Here is a 2,602-nt window from a genome sequence, read left to right as displayed (position 1 = left end):
CCGCAAAATAACCAGTTTCGTCAATATCAAAAATGGGATTCCAATTAATTAATTTTCCAGATTTTGTTTTTTTCAATTTAGATTTTTTTCATTGCACCTAACGTTTTTGTATAAGATTAGTGTGGGGTTTGGAAATCACTAGATTTTCAACCTGGCACTAAGCTTATACTTATTTTGTGTTTTTATCTTTGTCGATCTAAAAATAGACAAATAAGTTTAAGCGGACTTTATAAATAAACCAAAACTTTGGGCTAAAACTAAAAACCCACATTAATTTTATACGGTGTTACCATATGGCGGTTTTTATACGTATTTTAATATTTCTTGAACTAGTTTAAAAACGGTTGTAGTTGATTCAACTTGAGATGGATTAGAGTGGACTTGTGTTTGATAGTTTCTTTGTGCTCTACTAATAGCTAAATTTACACGTTTATTACCTGTTTTAGCGTCATATCCATCTAAGAGTTCAAAAAAATCTTCCTCTATTAATTTACTTCTTTTGCCATCAAATGAAACATTAAAAGGTTTAATTAATGTGTTAATTTTTTTTTCATAATCATTTCTATGCATTCCTCCACCTTGATGATCAATGAAGTGTAATATTAACCAATATTCAAATGCTTGATTTGAATATGCTAATTTAAAATTATTTGCCTTTGCAAGAGTTATTGCGTTATTGAAATCATTATCAGGAAAATCATCTTTGTCAAATACGCACCAGACTTGATCATATGATTTTATAGTAGAAAGATATATGGCTCTATTAACTAAAGAAACAGTATTATAGCCTTCACCAATTGGCTTAACAGTAGCGGAAGAAAGTTTAAATTTGTTAAAATATGAAGGCTCGGTATTCTCTCCCTCACAAACAATCAAAATTGTTGGTTTTTCAATTAAACTAGGAATATTCCTTTCCAAAGAAAGACTAGATCGTCTATCTTTTTTTAACTGCTCCCTGTGCTTTTTCCTAGCCTCAATATCTTTTTCTTTTTTACTTTTCATTTTCATATTGAGACAAAATATAATTTAAATTTTCAAAAACACCTAAAAATGGAATTGCTCCATATTTACCATTAATATAGTTTTCTTCAAAAGCCTCATCTTTTTTGACAATGTCAGATTTGAAGTCAGCTAAAGAATATAGACTTCCTTCACCATATTTATTTTTGTTCGTAAACCAAATTTGATCTCTTCTGAATAATCCTGAACTTAGTAAATTTGTATCATGAGTATTGAAAATTAACTGAGCATTTTTAGGATTAAACTCTTTTGAATTAAATAAAGATACAATTCTACAAACCAAATTTGGATGGAGTTTTGAATCTAATTCATCAATTACTAAAGTATAGCCATTTTCAATTACGTCAAGGATTGGACCAGTAAGAGCAAAATATTTTCTTGTACCAGAAGACTCGTCATCATCTAGTGAAAAATTAACGCTATCAATTAAATTTTTGTTCTCATCAAATTTGTTATGTCTCGTTAATACATCTGAGATATATTGAGTGTTTTTATCGTTAACATCCTTTAGAATTTTATCTTTGAGGTCTTTAGGTAAATCTTTAGGGAGTTTTTCAACATCTAGCTTCTGTAATTCAATATCTCTAATTCCCAAATCGGCTGCTTTAAGTAGATCAAGAATTTTTGCTTTCTGAATTGGATTCTCAGTTTTACCCATTGTGTATCCTTGGTAACCAGATTCATTAAGACCTGAAAGAGTTTTAAGTCTTTTAAACCAATCTGTAACATTGATTGATGTTTTATCGTTAAATTGTGCAGCAACAGAAAGCAAAAGAGCATTGTCTCTTACTAACTTTTCTTTAATTACAGTTCTCCCTTTTGAAAAATTTCTTCCATGTGTTTCAAAATTGTTATTATCTCTATAAAATAATTCAATTTCCTTGGTCTTAGGTTTATAATAGAGCCATTCTGAAACAACTTTCTTTGTTGTTACTTCAAAACCATATCTATATAAGATGTCTTTATAAATAAAAATTACTTCGAATTCAGAAGGTTCATTTTCTGTTTCACTACTAAGTCTAAAAGGTTCTACATCGATTTCATCTCCCTTCTGTCCTTTTGTAGAACTATTAATGACATAATCTTTCATAAAAGAAAATGCATCTAGTAATTTACTTTTACCACTTGCATTAGCTCCAAATACAACAGCACTTTTAAGTAGTCTTAATCCGAATTTTTCATTAAAATAGATATTCTCATTTTCTCTAGAGTCCTTGTCGTAGTTTGATGCAATAAGACTTAGTGTCGCCTTCTCCTTGAAAGTTTTAAAGTTCTTGATGGAAAAATTTAAAATCATAATTCAATTTGTTAATTATACTGCGAATGTATGAATTAAATCTCTCATTATTGTAAAATAAAACCACTTTAAGGTTGTTTTTGTTTCTAAAGTGGATTTATTTTGTTTTTTTAAGAGCTTTATGGTAACGTTCCGTGTATGGTGTCGTAGCATCCCGAAGGGTGCTATGCACTATACACATCTTAAGTTTACAATTCATTAAATTTAAACATAAATAAGAAAAGACAAAAGAGAGGAATAAGGTTATGATACACGCAGAAGCTTAAGACTTCGTCAACATTGAAA

The 2,602-nt window shown here is 29.2% G+C and carries 2 protein-coding genes; both read right to left on the bottom strand.

What is annotated here, in order from left to right; translation table 11 throughout:
• Nucleotides 1-303 precede the first annotated feature (303 nt).
• Entirely contained in the window at nucleotides 304-1,002 is a 699-nt protein-coding gene (locus AC2D8I_RS16015; protein ID WP_484707117.1) for an RloB family protein, read from the bottom strand.
• Nucleotides 992-2,317 (bottom strand): AAA family ATPase, encoded by a 1,326-nt coding sequence (locus AC2D8I_RS16010; protein ID WP_484707116.1) that lies wholly within the window; start codon nucleotides 2,315-2,317, stop codon nucleotides 992-994. Before AC2D8I_RS16010 ends, AC2D8I_RS16015 begins: the two co-directional genes overlap by 11 nt.
• Between the last annotated feature and the right edge of the window lie 285 nt (nucleotides 2,318-2,602).

The sequence above is a fragment of the Lacinutrix sp. YIN62 genome, from assembly GCF_057219185.1.
The sequence above is the reverse complement of the archived record's forward strand: the minus strand, read 5'-3'. Positions and strand labels throughout refer to the sequence as shown.